Annotated in this window: 15 protein-coding genes; 2 read left to right on the top strand and 13 right to left on the bottom strand. The window is 34.6% G+C overall.

What is annotated here, in order from left to right; translation table 11 throughout:
• Positions 1–24: 24 nt before the first annotated feature.
• The 5 genes from hisC to LNP23_RS15675 form a co-directional block, all read right to left on the bottom strand.
• On the bottom strand, positions 25–1,071 hold the full coding sequence (gene hisC / locus LNP23_RS15655) for a histidinol-phosphate transaminase (RefSeq protein WP_230001900.1): 1,047 nt from the start codon (positions 1,069–1,071) through the stop codon (positions 25–27).
• Between the two features lie 145 nt (positions 1,072–1,216).
• Complete coding sequence (hisD, locus tag LNP23_RS15660) at positions 1,217–2,506, bottom strand: histidinol dehydrogenase (protein WP_230001901.1); 1,290 nt, start codon at positions 2,504–2,506, stop codon at positions 1,217–1,219.
• Between the two features lie 133 nt (positions 2,507–2,639).
• A complete protein-coding gene (gene hisG, locus LNP23_RS15665; protein ID WP_047775068.1) occupies positions 2,640–3,497 on the bottom strand; it encodes an ATP phosphoribosyltransferase in 858 nt (285 codons plus the stop codon).
• 294 nt (positions 3,498–3,791) lie between these two features.
• Complete coding sequence (locus LNP23_RS15670) at positions 3,792–5,207, bottom strand: sensor histidine kinase (RefSeq protein ID WP_230001902.1); 1,416 nt, start codon at positions 5,205–5,207, stop codon at positions 3,792–3,794.
• A gap of 3 nt (positions 5,208–5,210) precedes the next feature.
• Positions 5,211–5,873 carry a response regulator transcription factor gene (locus LNP23_RS15675; protein ID WP_047775072.1) on the bottom strand — a complete coding sequence of 221 codons (663 nt, stop codon included), beginning with the start codon at positions 5,871–5,873 and terminating at the stop codon, positions 5,211–5,213.
• A 210-nt stretch (positions 5,874–6,083) separates the two neighbouring features.
• Here LNP23_RS15675 and LNP23_RS15680 point away from each other — a divergent pair, with 210 nt between their 5' ends.
• Positions 6,084–8,174, top strand: coding sequence for an LTA synthase family protein (locus LNP23_RS15680; RefSeq protein ID WP_230001903.1), 2,091 nt, complete (start codon positions 6,084–6,086; stop codon positions 8,172–8,174).
• Between the two features lie 122 nt (positions 8,175–8,296).
• Here the strand turns inward: LNP23_RS15680 and LNP23_RS15685 are convergent, their stop codons facing one another.
• Positions 8,297–9,295 carry a zinc dependent phospholipase C family protein gene (locus tag LNP23_RS15685; RefSeq protein ID WP_047775073.1) on the bottom strand — a complete coding sequence of 333 codons (999 nt, stop codon included), beginning with the start codon at positions 9,293–9,295 and terminating at the stop codon, positions 8,297–8,299.
• A gap of 173 nt (positions 9,296–9,468) precedes the next feature.
• Between LNP23_RS15685 and LNP23_RS15690 the strand changes: the two genes are divergently transcribed.
• Positions 9,469–10,419, top strand: coding sequence for a hypothetical protein (locus LNP23_RS15690; protein ID WP_230001904.1), 951 nt, complete (start codon positions 9,469–9,471; stop codon positions 10,417–10,419).
• Positions 10,420–10,423: 4 nt separating this feature from the next.
• Here LNP23_RS15690 and LNP23_RS15695 read toward each other — a convergent pair whose 3' ends face one another.
• From LNP23_RS15695 to LNP23_RS15725, 7 genes are all read right to left on the bottom strand, one after another.
• The gene (locus tag LNP23_RS15695) at positions 10,424–11,389 is read right to left on the bottom strand and encodes a YeiH family protein (protein ID WP_230001905.1); all 966 of its coding nucleotides are present in this window, start codon (positions 11,387–11,389) and stop codon (positions 10,424–10,426) included.
• Positions 11,390–11,463: 74 nt separating this feature from the next.
• A complete protein-coding gene (locus LNP23_RS15700) occupies positions 11,464–12,360 on the bottom strand; it encodes a LysR family transcriptional regulator (RefSeq protein ID WP_230001906.1) in 897 nt (298 codons plus the stop codon).
• Between the two features lie 92 nt (positions 12,361–12,452).
• Positions 12,453–14,480, bottom strand: a complete 2,028-nt coding sequence (locus LNP23_RS15705) for a hypothetical protein (RefSeq protein ID WP_230001907.1) — start codon at positions 14,478–14,480, stop codon at positions 12,453–12,455.
• Between the two features lie 64 nt (positions 14,481–14,544).
• Positions 14,545–15,291, bottom strand: a complete 747-nt coding sequence (gene fabG / locus LNP23_RS15710; RefSeq protein WP_047775088.1) for a 3-oxoacyl-[acyl-carrier-protein] reductase — start codon at positions 15,289–15,291, stop codon at positions 14,545–14,547.
• Positions 15,292–15,554: 263 nt separating this feature from the next.
• On the bottom strand, positions 15,555–15,779 hold the full coding sequence (locus tag LNP23_RS15715) for a hypothetical protein (protein WP_230001908.1): 225 nt from the start codon (positions 15,777–15,779) through the stop codon (positions 15,555–15,557).
• A gap of 85 nt (positions 15,780–15,864) precedes the next feature.
• The gene (locus tag LNP23_RS15720) at positions 15,865–16,068 is read right to left on the bottom strand and encodes a hypothetical protein (protein WP_230001909.1); all 204 of its coding nucleotides are present in this window, start codon (positions 16,066–16,068) and stop codon (positions 15,865–15,867) included.
• A gap of 670 nt (positions 16,069–16,738) precedes the next feature.
• On the bottom strand, positions 16,739–18,100 hold the full coding sequence (locus LNP23_RS15725; RefSeq protein WP_047775093.1) for a DUF4302 domain-containing protein: 1,362 nt from the start codon (positions 18,098–18,100) through the stop codon (positions 16,739–16,741).
• Between the last annotated feature and the right edge of the window lie 19 nt (positions 18,101–18,119).

Consider the following 18,119-nt stretch of genomic DNA (forward strand, 5'->3'; position numbering starts at 1 on the left):
TTTGCGAACTTTGAGGTTAATTTTTTACTTCAACAACTTCAATTCCTTAATTAAAACTGCATTTTCTTCTGGGATTCCGATTGTGAATCGAAGACAGTTTTCGCATAAAGCTTGTGTTGTACGGTTTCTGATTACGATTCCTTTTGCAATTAATTCATCATATCTTTTGTTGGCATTGTCTACTTTTACAAGAATGAAATTGGCCTCTGTGGGATATATTTTCTCTACAAAAGAAACTTCGAGTAAAACTTTAAGTAATTCCTCTCTTTGTTCAATAATAGAACTAATTTCTGATTTTATTTTTTCTGAATCATTCAAGCGAACTATCGCTCTTTGTTGTGTTAATTCATTTACATTATAGGGCGGCTTTATTTTATTCAAAACCAAAATTATTGCTGCTGAAGCATAACAAACTCCCAATCGGATTCCTGCCAAACCGTAGGCTTTAGAAAGTGTTTGTGTGATGACTAAATTAGGGTATTCATCCATTTCGGTGAGCCAGCTTTCTTTGTCAGAAAAATCAATATAGGCTTCATCAATTACAATCAAACCTTTGAAGTTCTGAAGTAATTTTACCACGCTTTCATCCGAAAAAGAATTGCCGGTTGGATTATTTGGAGAGCAAAAAAAGATGATTTTGGTATTGTCATCAACGGCATCTAAGATTTTCTCTACTTGTGGTTGAAAATCAGTCGAAAGTAAAACCTCTCTGTTTTCTACTGCGTTTATGTCGGCTAGAACGCCATACATGCCGTAGGTCGGCGGCAACGAAATGATATTGTCTTTTTTAGGTTCACAGAAAGCTCTGAAAAGCAAATCTAAGACTTCATCACTACCGTTCCCCAGTAGAATCTGATTTGGGTTTACTTTATTGTTTTTTGCTAAAATAGCTTTCACCGAATTTTGCTGTGGATCCGGGTAGCGATTTACACCATTTTGAAACGGATTTTCATTCGCGTCCAAAAAAATCATGTTCGCAGTATTAAAATCCTCAAACTCGTCTCGTGCAGACGAATACGGCTTTAGGGTTTTTACGTTTTCACGTGTTATTGTATTTAGGTCGAATTTCATTTTATTTTATTTTTTTAAGAAGTGAATTTGTGAAATGTGATTTGTGAAAATGTGAATTGTAAAAATTCAGAATCATTTAAAAACCCTTTTTTATCTCGTATTTCAAATCTTTCATTCTATATTTTACAAATTCACAACTTACTTCTTACTTTTCCATTAAACTTTCCAGTCGTAGTGTTACTGCATTTTTATGGGCTTGCAAGCCTTCTGCTTCCGCCATAAGTTCGATTGCCTTTCCGATATTTTGAATTCCTTTTTCTGATATTTTCTGAAACGTCATTGATTTCATGAAGCTGTCCAAGTTTACACCGCTGTAATTCTTGGCATATCCGTTAGTCGGTAGTGTGTGATTGGTTCCTGATGCGTAATCTCCGGCACTTTCAGGGGTGTAATTTCCGATAAAAACAGAGCCTGCGTTTAGTACACCATTGCAATAAAAATCATCATACTCGGAGCAAATAATAAAGTGTTCCGGACCGTAATCATTAATTAAGTCCAAGGCAATTGTATCATTTTCGACTAAGATTAGTTTGGAGTTTTCGATCGCCTTTTTTGCTATCGCTTTTCTTGGAAGAGCCTCAATCTGAATCTGAATTTCCTTTTCTACCGCGTCAATTAGTTTTTTTGAAGTCGAAACTAAAATTACCTGACTGTCTGTCCCATGTTCCGCCTGTGATAACAAATCAGAGGCTACGAAGGCGGGAACCGCAGTGTTGTCGGCCACAACTAATAATTCTGAAGGTCCGGCTGGCATATCAATCGCAACACCAAATTGAGTGGCGAGTTGTTTGGCAACTGTAACAAACTGATTTCCGGGGCCAAAAATTTTATATACTTTTGGTATAGATGCTGTCCCAAACGTCATTCCGGCAATTGCCTGAATACCGCCTACTTTTATGATTTTGGTTACCCCACATAAAGTAGCTGCGTACAATATTGCGGGGTTAATTTTTCCTGTTTTGTCTGGAGGTGAACATAAAACAATTTCTTTGCAGCCAGCAATCTCAGCCGGTACAGCCAACATCAGAACTGTAGAAAACAAAGGTGCTGTCCCGCCAGGGATATACAAACCTATTTTTTGAATAGGTCTTTTTTCCTGCCAGCATTTTACGCCTTCCATTGTTTCTATGGAGATTCTGTCTGTTTTCTGGGCTGTGTGAAACTTGTAAATATTGTCTTTTGCAAGTTGAATGGCTTCTTTTAATTCACTTGAAACCAGACCGATCGCTTCTTGTATTTCTTCGTTAGTAACTACATAAGTATCTAAAGTGATTCCGTCAAAAATAGAAGTGTATTTTGCGATGGCTTCATCTCCTTTTTTTTGTACTTCTTTGAAGATTTCCTTAACGGTAACTTCAATGTCGTCTATCGTTTTGGTTGGTCTTTGTAATAGTTCTGACCAGGTTTCCGGTTTGGGATTATCTATTCTATTCATTTGTATTTTTATTTGAATTTCAAATTCTTACTTGGTTTTTAACTGCAAAGACTCGCAAAGTCATTATCAAGTTCTAAATTTAGAATTTGGGATTTCATTATTGGAATTTGTTTTTTTAACGTTGGAATTTAATTTACAGTACCATTTTTTCAATCGGGCAAACCAGAATTCCCTCCGCTCCTGCTTCTTTTAATTGATCAATTACGTCCCAAAAAGTATCTTTATCAATTACAGAGTGTACACTGCTCCAGCCTTCCTGCGCTAAAGGAAGAACCGTTAAACTTCTTAAAACCGGAAGGATTTTTCCAACGGCTTCAATTTTATTGTTGGGAATGTTCATTAAGATGTATTTTGAATTTCGGGCTCTTAAAACAGCCTGAATTCTAAATTTCAACGTATCAATGTGTTTTTGAATCTCAGGAGAAACTTTTGGAGAAACGGCCAAAACGGCTTCGCTTTTTAATATTACTTCAACTTCTTTCAGATTGTTTTTGAATAAAGTACTTCCGCTGGAGACAATATCCACAATTGCATCTGCAAGACCAATGTTAGGTGCAATTTCTACTGAACCTGAAATTTGGTGAATATCAACCGTTACCCCGAAAGAGTTAAAGTATTCATTTACTGTGTTGGGATAAGAAGTAGCAATTCGTAAACCGGCAAGGTCTTTAACGGAGTTGTATTCGAAGGTTTTCGGAACTGCTACAGAAACCTTGCATTTAGAAAAACCTAATTTTTGAACCACTTCTATTCCTTTTCCTTTTTCAACCAGAAGATTGTCTCCGACTATGGCCAGATCAACAACCCCGTCGATTAAGTATTGCGGAATGTCTGAATTTCTCAAATACAGTACTTCGAGAGGGAAATTAGAAGCTTCGGCTTTAAGTTGATCAATGCCGTTATTGATTGAAATCCCGCAATCTTTCAGGATTTGAATGCTGTCTTCGTTTAAACGACCGGATTTTTGAATTGCAATTTTTAAAGTACTCATTTTTTTAGTTTTTTTGGATTAAATAGTCTGAGTACAAAGAGTTGGAAATAAAAAACCCGTTTGATGTACTCAAACGGGTTTTAAAATATGATGATTTACACGCATATCATTAACACATCGCTTGAGAGCAATAATGAAAATGATGATGATGTAATTGAATAGAAATCATGACTTGATTTGTTTTATAATTCTTTGATTCGGTTGCAAATATACTAGTTAATTTCATAAAAAAGCATTTTTTAATTTAACTTAATGATATTTTATTGTTAAATAATGTTTGAAGTGCTGTTTTTACTATGTTTTTTTAATTTCCGATAACGTTTTCATAGGCTGCTTAAAATCTAAAATTACAGTGGTTCCCTTCCCTTTATCGCTATTTACCTTAAATGTAATAGACAACAAATCTGCGATTCTTTTCACAATAGAAAGTCCTAAACCGGTTCCTTTGATTTCGGGATGTTCGGATGATTTTGATCTGTAAAAAGGGTTGAAAATCGTTTCGAGATCTTCTTGATCAATCCCAATTCCGTTATCGGTAACCGTGCAGCGGATCTGATCTTCTTGTCTGGTTAATGAAATTGAGATTTCTCCGGCTTCACTGGTGTATTTTATAGCATTTGAAATAATATTTCTCAAAATTGTCAATACCAAATAGTTGTCCGAATGGATATAATAATCAGCTTCGGCTTCAAATTTCATATTGATTTTTTTATGGTTTATTTTTTCTGAATTTAAAGTCAGTACATCCAAAATCAAAGCATTCAAATAAACGGATTCGTATTTTATATTGTCATTTTTGTTCTCAGAACGTGCCATTAAAAGCAGCTGGTCTACCAACCTGTTCAAATGGTCAACTTCTGCAATACAAAAGTTTACTTTTTCTTCGTATTCCTTGCTGTCTCTTTGTTTGCGTATTAGTACTTCAAGTGTTCCTTTAATAACGGTTAGTGGTGTTCTTAGCTCGTGTGAGGCGTCTGAAGTAAATTGTTTTTCGCGTTCGATGGCATCTTCAATTCGGTTTAACAGGCTGTTTATTGTTTCGGACAGCGTGTATAATTCATCTTTCGTTTTGGGTAATGGGATTCTTGTTTTCAGGTTATCTCTGGTAATACTCCTAGAGGTATTGGTAATGGCGTTTATTGGTTTGATGCTTCGACCGGCAAAAAAGCGGGCTATAAAAAACAACAGCAATAAAATTACCGGAAATGCCAGACACATAATTTCGAATAGATTATTAAGAACCATTCGGGAACTAGTCAGTGACATAGCGATCATGAGATAGCCAATGTTTTTAGATTTGATGATAAGAGGAACCTGAACTTGCCGAATAATATTATTGCCAATTTTGGTGTCGAATAATTCGTAATCTTCTACGCTGTCATGAAAAACGAGTACTGCTGTATTGAGATTTGGAGATTTTTCAGTTATTCTTTTGTTGGTATCCAGGAATTGAACAAAAACAGGGTTTACATCAACTGTATTATGTTCACGTTCTTCCCACTCTTCCTTGTCTACTAAAATTACAGTGCCATTTGTTACTTTAATTTCTTTGAGGTGATTTTGTATTTCTACATTTATACCTTCATCAATATGACTGTAAACGGAGTGTTTAACAATAGCGTAAATAGTAAAAAAAACCACTAAAATCAGCAAACCTGTTGTGATAATGTAGTTTAAAGCAATTCTGTTTTTAAAGGAAAGTTGCGCCATTTATTAGTCGTTAGCAATGTAACCAACACCGCGAATTGTTTTTATATAATCTTCTTCAATTTTCAGATTGAGTTTTTTTCGGATGGCATTCATAAAGACATCGATAACACCTGTGTCGTATTCGAAATTGATTTCCCAGACATCTTTTAGAATCTGATTTCGGGTACATACTTTTCCTTTATTGCGAATCAGATACGCCAATAACTCAAATTCTCTTTGTGTTAGAGAAACTTCTTCATTGTTTTTTAGTACAATGTATTTTGTCAAATCAATTTTGATAGTACCAAGTGAAAGAATCTCTTTGCCTTTATGTTTTCGAAAATGAATTTTAATACGCTCGACCAATTCTTCAAAACTAAAGGGTTTCTTGATGTAATCGTTTGCCCCCGCTTTGAGTCCTTCAATGGTCTCCTGTACCGTGTCTTTGGCTGTCAGAAATATAATTGGTGTGGTCTGGTCTTTAATTCTAATGGCTTTACAGAGTTCTAAACCATTAATTTTTGGAAGCATCCAATCCAGTAAGATTAAATCAAATTGCTGTTCTTGCGTTAGCTCAAACCCTTTTGCACCATCATTTGCTGTGGTCACTTTATATCCTTCCTCCTGCAAACCTTGTTGCAGAAACTGAACTATACCTAATTCATCTTCAATTATTAAAATATGCATTTTTTAAGATTTTAATTAGGAAATGTACTACATTTTTTACTGATTTACAATTCAAAGATACAAATTTAAAAAATTAGAAAATCTCTAAAACCTTTCTCTATTAATGAAACGAACATCTTAAGCGAACATTAAGTTAACACTAAGGAAGGTAAAAGAGGAACTTAATCTGGCGTTAATCAATCAAAATTACTTTTGTTTAAAAAAATAATAATGATATTTTATAAGAAACTTGCCCCGTTCTACTATCTTGGATTATTCTACTTTATTGTAAGTTTTATAGTTAGGGTTGTTTTGTTTTTTCATCCTATCACACAGAGCTCTTTTAGTATTGTGGAGAGTCTTAAAATTTTTGTTTTAGGTCTTATTTCTGATTTTTTCGTATTTGTTGTGGCCAGTTTCTTTCTTTGGCTTTATCTGATTTTTATTTCTAATTCTAAATACAACAAGCCCTCGGGGTTTATTATTCTGGGGATTTTTGTGCTGCTGTTTCTTTATATTGCTTCCGGAAGAAGTATATTGGATGAATATGGTGGTGCGTTACCTGGAATTGTCCTAATTTTTGTGGGGATTAAAACAGTACTTTTTGCTCTTTTGCTTTTTCTTCCAAAACATCGCGACAAAATCCGATTTTGGTTATTTGCTTTTGTAATTTTCTTGTATGTTTTACTGATTCTTCAAAATGCATTGAGTGAGTATTTTTTCTGGAATGAATTTGGAGTCAGATACAATTTTATCGCGGTAAACTATCTGATTTATACCAATGAGGTGATTGGTAACATTATGGAATCGTATCCTGTGATCCCATTATTTTCTATTCTGTTTCTGATAACAGGAGCTTTTACCTATTTTATTCTGAGAAAATCCAGAAGCTATATTGATGCAATTCCAACATTTAAAGAGAAAATAAAAATTTCTGCTCTGTATATCAATTTATTAATTGCTTCTTTGATTTTAATTCCGGCTTTGGCGTTGACAGAAAACTCAAAAAACGTGTTTGTCAATGAATTGCAATCGAATGGTTTGTATAAGTTTTATTTAGCTTTTCATAATAACAGTTTAGATTATTTTAAATTTTATAAAACACTTCCGAAGCAGCAAGCTTTTACAATTTTGAAACAGCAATTACCTGCGATTACGGGGAATAGCACGATCCGAAAAATAGAAAGTGATTCGGCTGAAAATCGAAAAAATGTGGTGCTTATCACCATTGAAAGTTACAGTGCCGAATTCATGGAAATGTATGGAAACAAAGAGAAGATAACGCCGTTTTTAGATAGTTTATCTCAAAAGAGTCTTCAGTTTACTAATTTGTATGCTGCCGGAAACCGAACCGTACGTGGACTTGAAGCAGTAACCTTATGTCTTCCGCCAACTGCCGGAGAAAGTGTTGTAAAAAGAGAAGACAATAAAAACAAATTTTCGACCGGAGCTCTTTTCAAGCAAAAAGGATACAATGTGAAATTTATGTACGGTGGTGATGCGTTCTTTGATAATATGAGGGATTTTTATACCGGAAATGGCTATGAAATCATAGATAAATCAAATTTTACAGCCGAAGAGATTACCTTTTCTAACGTTTGGGGCGTTTGCGATGAGGATATGTACAACAAAGCCATAAAGGTTATGAATACCGAAGCAAAAGGAAACAAACCCTTCTTTAATCACATCATGACTGTCAGTAATCACAGGCCTTTTACCTACCCTAATAATAAAATTGATATTCCCGGAGACATCAAGTCACGTGATGGTGGTGTAAAATATACCGATTATTCGCTTAAAAAATTCTTTGCAATGGCCAGTAAACAACCTTGGTTTAATAACACTGTTTTTGTAATTGTTGCAGATCATTGCGCCTCAAGTGCGGGTAAAACACAGCTTCCGGTAGATAAATACAGGATTCCTGCATTCATTTACAGACCCGGAGTTAAGGCCGAAAAATACAATCAGGTAATGTCACAGATTGATCTTATGCCAACCGTGTTTGGATTACTTCACTTTAATTATCAAAGTAAGTTTTTTGGACAAGATGTTTTAAAACCGGATTACAAACCAAGAGCTTTTATTGCGACTTATCAGGATTTGGGTTTGATAAAAGACAATGTCCTGACTATTTTATCACCTAAGCAACTAGTCAAACAATTTGAATTGAAAGTAAAACCAACAGCAGGTCTTTCACCGGAATATTATATTTATTATGATGAGGTACCATTAAAGAAGGAAAGAACTGATTTGGTCAATGAAACCATATCTTTTTATCAAACCGCTTCTGATGTTCTTAAGCATAAGAAGTATCAAAAGTAAGAGAAAGTAAAATTGTAATTTTCAACGGAATGCAATCCATATTATAAAGTAAAAAAAAGTCTCAAATTCATTTAGAATTTGAGACTTTTTTGTTTTGCTCATGCTCGAATCAAGAGACCGTTTTAGTCATTCTGATTTTGCATTCCGAAAAGATATCCGCTTTGAAACAATTTTAAATCGTCTCTTAAAGCTTGGTTGTTTCTTTGTGTAACTGTCGATGCATCCAAATCACTTAAATCCGGTTTTCCTGCGTTAACCCAAGCCGTGTACCAAAAACTTGCTGTTGCCGTGATTGCTTTTCTCATTTGGCTTTCAACCATTCCGTTTAATTCTTTGTGTAATTTTTCGGCATAGTCATCAGAGAATTTAGCTGCGTTGTATTTAGTTTTAACAACTTTTCCGTCTGCACCAATAACATAAATCTTATTTTCAGGAGTTGAAGTTCTTAGTTTTTTATCAACCGCTAATAAAGGTTCAACAAGAGTGTGGGTGTCATTAATCATGTCCCAGGTTGCTTTATGTACATTTTCGTAGTATTGCGCTTCCGGAACATTTAACTTATAATTTTTGACGAATAACTCCGGTAATTTGCTTTCCCAAAGTGAATGAATTCCTTTCTGATCGGTTAACTGACCGTCATGATTTGCAGAAGTGTGCAATGGCATGTGGGCATCTCCGATATAATGACCTAAATCTGCTGCAAGGAATAAAATTTCGGCTCTGTTTTTTTCTTTGAATGCCTTTGTCAATTTTTCCATCATATCTTCAATGTACCATGGTAAAATTCCATTGTCATTCAAAAACTTGGCATCATATTTCTTTTTTGCTTCTTCAAAAGTTTGTGGTATACTTTCTACAGGTCCGAAATTTTCCATGTCAAAATAATGTCTTGGATTTTCGTCTTTATAATTCAATGCATATTTACGGATATCCGGCACAGAAGCTTCCTGAGTAATAAAATCAATATGATTGTAAAAAAACACCTGAAGTGGACGGGGCAAAGCCATTACCGCTGCTTTGTTGATACGTTCATGACCTACGATTCCCCATGATAATGTCAAAAAACCAATTCCTACTACTAGAAAGGCAATTAGTCTTGGTTTCATTCTAAAGTTTTTCATTTTAAATTTTTATTTGGACTGCAAATTTATCCCATTTATGCACACTACAAAGAAAACGGGACTAATTATTATAGTAATTTAACTTTTTGTTATTTTTTGGACTATACCAAGGATACTAATTCCATCTTATCAGTCATTTTCTTTGTATGTTTGCTTTAGTTAAATCGAATGTTATGCGTCTTATTGTTTTAAATTTCTTTCTTTTTTTAGCTCCTTTTTGTTTGGCCCAAGAGGCTGAAATACAGCTAAAAAACGTCAGCGATACTGTTCTGAATTCAAAAAGAACACTTAAAATTTCGGATCCTTTAAATGGCGAGAAAACAATGCAAAAATTGTTTCCGGGTAATTTATACCATTTTGCTGATAAAAATACTTTTGTGAGCTGGAAGTGCAAAAATTGCAAGACTACTGCTTATACAGACGTTAATGAGGTCGAAGGCGATCAGCTTTTTCCGTATGAATCAGGCGTTGCCACAAGATTGTTAACGACGCTGGGCTATTCGGACTCCAAAGGAAATGAGTTTAAAATACTTGCTTTTAATCATTCGTTTCATGATGAAGACGGATTACAAACAGGCCGTTTTTCTGGTGGATTGTTGGGCCTTGCTAAATTTGCAAAGAATAATACTATTTGGGAAATGAGGTCTTTTCAGCCTGCTGTTGCCGGCTTTGGAGCCTTCGCACGATGCCCTACTCCGAAACTTTTGCAAATCGGAGAAGATCAATATGCTTTTACCCTGTTGCATGTCAATGGTGGTGCCGGTGGTCCTTTTGAAGGTTATCTTTATCTGATTGCGGGTTTTGATGGTAAGTACCAGTCCATAATGGAAGTTAATAATTATCAGCTCACCAATGTACAAAGTGTGGACTGGTCAAGTTCTTACAAAGTTGTAAAGGATGACAAAAAAATACATTTTAGAGACATTATAATTACAACAAAAGGTTCATTTAATAAAGCGGAGCAAGCTAATGATGAGTTCGAAGTTGTTTTACCCGAAGAAATAGCTGTTATGGCTAAAACGAAAAAGTCTTTCGATTTTGAGATGGAAAGACGATTTTCATTTAAAGGGAAATTTTATAAAATGATTAATAAACCGGTAGTAAAATTTTCAAACGTTAAATAGGTTCTTAATTCAGGTATACAATGGTGGTCAATCCTAAAAAGGCAATAAAGACCCAAAGAAAAACACCTTGCAGCAAAGGCCTTACTCCTACCGCTTTGAGCGTTTTTATATTTAGAGTTGCACCAATAAGGAACAAAGTTATCGTTAGACCAATTTTTGCGATGCTTACGATATGCGGCGCCACAATGGCTGTTGAAGGGACATAAGTGTTTAAAAGCATGGCTACAATAAACAGTCCGATAAAATAAGGTATTTTGATCTTACTGTTTTTGTTTTTAAATGCAATAGCAGTGAAAATTGAAATTGGAATGATCCATAAAGCTCTTGCTAATTTTACTGTTGTAGCAATTTGCAAAGCTTCAGCCCCGTATCTATTCGCTGCCCCAACTACAGAGCTGGTATCATGAATCGCAATAGCGCACCATAAACCAAATTCTTTTTGCGATAAATCAAGTTGATGACCAATATAAGGGAAAAGAAATAAAGCGACAGAATTCAGTATAAAAATGACTCCCAAAGCAATTGAAGTCTGATTTTCGTTTGATTTGATGACCGGAGCTACTGCTGCAATGGCACTACCACCACAAATAGCAGTTCCGCAAGAAATTAAATGTGACGTTTTCTTTTCGATTTTAAGCCACTTTCCTAAGAGAATACCGAAAATCAAAGTGCTGAAGATAGAGAGTATGGTCAGTAGAAAACCTTCTTTTCCTGCTGAAATGGCACTGGCTGCATTCATTCCAAAACCAAGACCTACAACAGAAAATTGCAATAGAAACGTAATGGCTTTATGATTGAAAGCTAAAAAAGGGTTTCCAAAAACGTTAACAATAAGAACGCCCAATAACAATGCGACAGGTGGAGAAATAATGGAGAATATACACAGAATAATAACCAGGGCAAAAACGGCCTGTTGAAAGTAAATACTAACGTCTAATAATTGCGGTGTTGAATGTTCTTGCGATTTCAAAATAATATACTTATTAATTACTCAGCAAAGATCTGACGATTCTATTAAAATCGCCAATCGTAAATTACAATAGACTATAACTTCAGGTTATAGTAAGCTGACATACTTTGAACAAATAGCTCTGATAGAGGGTCTGATTTTCCGACTAAAGTAATGATGTAAAAGTATCTTTCAATGGTTAAATTCTCGACATCTAATACTGTTAGCTCGTTGTTTTTTAACTCCTTACCTACTGCATGTGTTGACATAAAGGCAAAACAATCGGAATTTAATAAATAGGATTTGATACTTTCGGTACTTCCTAATTGCATTTCGAATTGCAAATCCGTTATTTTTAAATTGACTTGCCTTAAAGCATATTCTATAACTTCAAGTGTTCCTGAGCCACGTTCCCGCGTGATGAATTTCATTGATTTGAGATCATTTAATGAAATTTCATTCTGCTGAGCCATAGGATTTTGACTGTTGCAAACCAAAACCAATTCGTCTTTTAAAAATGGAATGTATTTGATGGACTGATTTTTTGATTGTCCTTCCACAATTCCAATTTCAATTTCTTTGTTGATTAAGGCATTTTCGATTTGCTCAGTGTTACCATTAAGCAAATTGACTTTTATTTCTTGCTGCTTTTGATGAAATTGCGCCAAAACAGGAGAAATAATATATTGTGAAATTGTGGTACTCGACCCTAAACGCAATAAACCCTGGCGGTTACTGGCAAAAACACTCATGTCAAAATCAATTTTGCGATAGATTTCAAAGATGCTTTTAGTGTGCTGCAGTAGCATATCGCCAGCTGGAGTTAAGGCTATTTTGGACCCGTTTCGTTCAAAAAGTTTTGTTTTATAGGTTTCTTCGAGTTCCTGAATGTGTTTAGAAACTGCGGGCTGTGTAATATACAATTCCGTTGCGGCTTTTGTAAAGTTAAGCCTTAAAGCGACGGTGTAGAATACTTTTAGCCTGAAGTCCATTCTGGAAGGGTGTTAGGTTAATTTTGTTTCAAGTTTTAAGTTTGAAGTTTCAGGTTGGGCTTTGTTAAAACCTTTGACACTCTGAGCTTACCTTATAATAATCCATTGTACTTTCTAACAAACCATTCGGTTGTCAGTAGAGCAACAAGTATAATTAGTAACCAAATCCAATCAATAAGAGGTGTTTTTGTTGCAATATTTTTTTCGATCGATTTGTATTCTTTATTTTCTAAAAGTGTTTTTATCAATTCTGCTGACTGATCTTCAAAAAAGGCTTTTCCATTGGTTTGTAGAGCCAATTGTTTTAATTTTAAAACATCAGGATTTACAAATTGTTTTTCAATATCAAAATCTAAAATTTCAAAATGCCCGGAATAATTGGTATTGGTGTTTAATTCTTTTACTGAAAAATTATACTTTCCAGCTGTTAATCCATCCAAATTTACAGAAAAAGAATTGTTTCCTTTTAGTAAATCGTAGTTTTTAGTTTGTTTCGTTGCTGCGTTTGTTACGCTGATCGTAAGTCTTGCCTTTTCATCGAACTCATAATTTTTATTGAAATATTGCGCATTGATGGCAATTGCTTCGCCTGAATTATAGAAACTTTCGTGTGTGACCACCAATGATTTTCTAGAGGTTGATGAAGCTAAAAACTGAACTATTTTATCGATAAAAACATCATATTTTTCAAAAGACTGATGGTCTACATGACTTTGTAGACGCCATTTCCAGCTGTTTTCTCCTAAAAGATAAGCCGTTCGTTTGCCTTGATTTTCGGCGAAAGCCAACAATGGTGCGTTGGTACTTACATTTCTGATTTTTGAAGAAAGTAAAACCGAAACATTTCCATTAGTGGTTACGGTCCCAAATAAATTTTGCAAAGGCGGAAAATTTTCAAAACCAATATTATCAATGGCAAATAAATTAAACTGCGATTGAAACTCGTTCAGATAATCTTCTTTCTGGCCACTCATTTTGAAGACCAAATTAGATTGCTGCTGATTTAAGAAATTAAAATCAGTGTTAGTTCCTGTAATAATAAAGGTATTTGTGCCTGCCAACTTATTAGTGTCGAAAATGGCTTTAAAAGCGGTTGTCGGTTGATATAAAACCAAAACAGAAACATCTTGTAATGAATTGATTTCGTTAGGTCTTACCAGTATTACTTTGCGTTGCGCATTAGACTCAATAGAACGTTTCAAAGCAGCAATATCAGGATGGTTTATTGCCGAAACAATCGCTATTGTTGACTTTTGATCCATTACTTCAACTGCGAAGTTCTTGATGTTGTTGTAGCTGTTCTTCTCTTTTACATTAGAAGAAATACTCGCTTTAAAAACTTGCAGTCCAACTTTATCAGCGGGTAAAAGTAAATTGATTGTTGCTGTTTTTTTAGACGGTGAAAAAGAAACTTTTTCTTTAGCAATAACACTGCTTCCCTGAACAATAGAAAAATCGGCTGTCGTATTTTTAGTTCCGGAATACTGAAGAAAAACTTCTACAGGGAATTTGTTTTTATGAAAAGCGTATTTGTTTACATTTAATTGATTGATTTTTAAATCAAAAAAAGTGGTCGTATCACCTACAATTACAGGATAAACCTTGTTTATTGGATCAAAACGATACACATAATCATTTCCGGTGGTTTGATTTCCATCTGTAATAATAACCGTTGGGAAAATAGTATTTCTGTTGATGCTTTTTAAGTTTTTGGCAATGGCATCTAAATTCGTCTGTTTTCCTTTAAAATCAAATTGTTTGGAAGGTTTTAAATCTGCATCAAATTGATAGGACTGAATTTCAAATTTTTCCTGAAGTGCAGGATTTGAAACTAAATCCTGGTACAATTCGATTGTTTTTTTGTCTGATTTTAAAACCGGAATCGAACTGGAATTGTCTACTACGATTGCCAGAGGTGTTTTGGTTACTTCAAGGGTATTTTTGGTTACAATCGGATTAATCAACAAAACGAGTATCGCAAAAATGGTCGAAAAGCGCAAAAAAGCCAAAAACAAATTCACTTTTGAATTGCTTTTGGCTTTATGAAAATATTGAAAATACGACAAAGCACCAGCTATTACTAAAGAAAGCAACAATAATAGAATCGTGTTTGTAGTCATATTTATAGTATTCGGTGACGGTTTTCAGTCTTCAGTAAAAACTGAAATCTGGACCGGAACTTTTTTAAGTTAACATTCCTCCACAAACATTTAAAACCTGTCCTGTGATGTAAGCGCTCATATCTGAAGCCAGGAATAAACAAGCATTGGCAACATCTTCAGTAGTTCCGCCACGTTTTAAAGGAATTCCTTCTCTCCATCCTTTTACTACATCTTCATTTAATTTAGCTGTCATCTCTGTTTCGATAAATCCTGGAGCAATTGCGTTGCAACGAATATTACGAGAACCTAATTCAAGTGCCACCGATTTTGTAAATCCAATTGCACCAGCTTTTGAAGCTGCATAGTTAGTTTGTCCGGCATTTCCGGAAACTCCTACTACTGAACTAATATTGATAATTGAACCTGCGCGTTGTTTTAGGAAAGTTTTTTGAATTGCTTTTGTCATATTAAAAACAGACTTCAAATTAACATCAATTACCTGATCGAAATCAGCTTCAGACATACGCATTAACAAATTGTCTTTTGTAATTCCGGCGTTGTTAATTAAAATATCTACCGTTCCGAAATCAGCCAAAACTGCTTCGACAAAAGTTTGAGCCTCATTAAAATCAGCTGCATTAGATTGGTATCCTTTGGCTTTAACTCCTAAACTGTTTAATTCAGCTTCTAAAGCTTCTGCTGAAGCTACAGATGAACTGTATGTAAAGGCAACATTTGCGCCATGTTTAGCAAAAACTTCTGCAATTCCTCTTCCAATTCCACGACTAGCGCCTGTAATGATGGCAACTTTTCCTTCTAGTAATTTCATATTCAAAATTAAATTTAATATTTATTTGTAGCTGTTCCTGTTATCGATTCTCTCGTTTCTGTTTTTGAAGAAAAACAGAAAAAAGATTTTCATTTCTGGCAGCGCTATAAATGACTTGTCAAATATATGATAATTCCCTTTTTAAAAAAATAACAATCGTATAATTTATGGTCTCCCTCTTCTTAAGTACTTAATTGTTCGCTGAAAATAAAAATACCGTTCCAAAATTTGAAACGGTATTTTTGTTTTTGAAATAAACTTAATTAACACCCAAGTCCAACACAAGGATCATCTATAGGAAATGGATTCTCACGTATAATGTCTGCACATGGATAGAGCGGATAGTCTATACGATTCGCACCCGGAGGAGCATAGGTTTTACATTTTTCTACAGGTTTTGGGTCATTAGGACCTTTTCCTGTAATGTTTTTTTGTTCTTCGTCATTAAGAAGGTGGATTCCTTCTAAATTTAAAATAGTCTTTAACATAGTTGGTTTTTTGGTTAATTTTTAGCTATCAATCTAATGCGAACCCTGCATCATTTTTTTTAGGGTTCTACATTTTGAGACCGTGTTAACAAATTATACCGTCTACTGTTGCTGTGCATAGTGGTATTACTTCTTCCTCACGTGGAAGCATGATACAAGGTCCGTTGTATGTAAAAGGCGACCAAGGCACGGTACATCTTATTCCTCCGCTACCGTTTCCGTTTAGGCTTTTCAGCTCTTCGCTGCTTAATACTTCGATTCCTGAAAAATTTAAAAAAGTTTTTAACATAATAAAATTGGTTGTTAATAGTTGGTTTCTCAATCATTTTGTGTCCGTTGAGTTTCAGACATGAAACGTATTCTAATTGTCTTTTCTGCTGTTTTTAAATAAAGTACAAAGTCATATATTTTAATTTTTTCCTTAAAAAAAGCAGCTCAAAAGCGAGCTGCCTTAATTCAAAATAAAATAAAAAAAAACTAAAATATATGATTTTGCTTTGTTGCAAAAAACAAAATTGTCACTGCTACCGCTAAAATTAGCATCCTGTAAATAGAGGACTGAAACAGTGTAGTGTTATTGATTTTGTCATCTTTTCTCTGTTTTATGAGATTAACAATCATTACAGGAATGATCACTATTATGGACAAGTACAAATAATATCGGGTAAAGCCTGGGTAAAGTTCTGATATTGCTATAAGTATAATACCCCATAAAAAGAACACGGTATTTACTGATGTAAGATACTTTTTCATTATGCTAAAAAATCACTTTATTGTTTTGGTGTATTTGCCAATAGAATTTGCCGTCCAATAAGTATCAGCATATCCTTTACAAGGAATCTTAATGCAAATATTTTGAACTTGTTTGATTTAATAATTGAAATAAAAAACTATCCTGAAGATTAGAATTAAAAAAGGTCGTCTCTAATTTGAGACGACCTTTCTCTGTTTTAAGTTAATTATTGGAATGAGTATGCAACCATTCTAAAAGGAGTTGATGTACTCGTAAAAGTATAACCACTATAACCTGAAACCTGCGCCTTGGCAAAATAAAGACCTTGAGGATTCATGAATTGATTATCTAACGCTTGCAGGAAAGATGGAGCCGCTATTGCTGGTGCTGTAGGTGCCGTACTTGATTTCCAAACTCCAGGGGTAAATGTAACCGTTTTCTTTGTGGCATCGGCAGTTAAAGTAAAGTAGTGGTATCTTCTGGCTACAGTGGCGCCACTGGCATTTCCGAATCTGTATTCAATAAAATTACTTCCATCAGCATTATTAAACCAAAGTTGTACTCTTGTAAGCATAAATCCGGCTGCTTGCTCTGAATCATTTAATAAAGTCAGGAATAACTGAGAGTTTGCTGCTTCACCTTTTGTTGTATTAAATATATAAGCGTATACATTATTTCCACTTCCAGGCAGTAATAGTTTGTAATCGTCTGTTAAGGCTAAAGGTGTGTTAGAGAATTTAATGGAAGCTGTTACCCCTCCTGTTCCCGTAGCAGTAAAACTTTTATCAGTATCATTATAGGTAAAGTCGGTTAATTTTTGACCTGCAACAACTATAGCAGGACTAACAGTGATTCCTGTTGGCGTATAAGCAACTCCTGTTCTGATAACATCTCCAGATCCGTCTAAAGCTGTTGAAATGGAATATCTGCTTGCTTGCGAAACAGAGAAGCTATACTTTTTAGTGGTAGTTCCGTCGTTAGTTTCCAGCAATCTGAAAAGTGGGCTACTGCTATTTCCAATGAAATTTTGTTGTGATATTGTATTCTTAGGTAAATCAGCCCAGTCTTGAGCAGTTGCTTTTACAAAACGAACATCTCTAACTAATCTGTTGGTTTTAAAAAGAATATCACCATTGGCTTGTTTTCCGTAGTATAAAAACTGGAAATCTCCTAAGTATCCTTTTCCTCTTAAAGCTGCAGTTGGAGCATTGCCTGAATCTGACAAAAGGTGTATTCTGTTAAAGGTAGTAAATACCACACTCATAGTGCTTCCTAATACCACATCAAACTGGCTTTCGTACGTTTTTGTATCGGCATTAAAATCGGATGCCATTTGTACTTTTCCGTCGTCAGTAAATTTAAACAAATGGGTAAAACCTCCCAATTGGGTGTCATCTGTAAAATACACTGCTTTCCAGCCAAATTCTGAAGAAAGTAAGGCTGTTCTCAACTCACTTTTCTGTGCGTTTATTCGCTCGACCGGAGTTTTATCAAAGATTTTTTCCGCGTCTGTATTATTGGTACAAGCACCCAAAGACATTGCTAAAAAAGCAAACATCGAGTACTTAAATATATTTTTTAGTTTCATAATATTACTATTTTAATTA

It is taken from the genome of Flavobacterium cupriresistens (genome assembly GCF_020911925.1).
Classification (GTDB): Bacteria; Bacteroidota; Bacteroidia; order Flavobacteriales; family Flavobacteriaceae; genus Flavobacterium; species Flavobacterium cupriresistens.